Source organism: Saccharothrix sp. ST-888 (assembly GCF_000955975.1).
Lineage (GTDB): Bacteria > Actinomycetota > Actinomycetes > Streptomycetales > Streptomycetaceae > Kitasatospora.
This window is the reverse complement of record NZ_JYJF01000721.1, coordinates 1-332: the sequence shown is the minus strand read 5'-3', so window position 1 is coordinate 332 and position 332 is coordinate 1. Positions and strand designations below refer to the sequence as shown.

The window sequence follows — 332 nt, the reverse complement described above, 5'->3', positions numbered from 1 at the left end:
GGCGGGAGCTCGGCCTCCCGCGGGTGGCCGTGGTGCACGCGTTGAGCGCGCGCTGCCCGCACTGCTGCTAGATGCCGGCAGCGCGGTTCGCCGGGCTGCTGACCCACGCCCTCGCCGTCGTCCACCCGCAGCTGGTTGCGGCGGTGGGCATCGGCTTGTCCCCGCGGCCCGCCGGTGAACTGCGCACCGCGCTACTGGCCCTGGCGCAGCGGGACGGGATCCGGGTGCGCGACGTGCTGTTCGCCGACGCCTCGCGCCGGACCACCGCCCTCAACGCGTACGTCTCCGGCTTCGGCGCCACCCGCCGGATCGTCGCCTACGACACCCTGCTC

At 75.6% G+C, this 332-nt stretch carries 1 protein-coding gene; it reads left to right on the top strand.

All coding sequences use genetic code 11. The annotated features are described in order from the left end of the window. Positions 1–71: 71 nt before the first annotated feature. Positions 72–332: peptidase M48 (locus UK12_RS34350; protein ID WP_045307147.1), on the top strand; the 261-nt coding region annotated here is incomplete at its 3' end.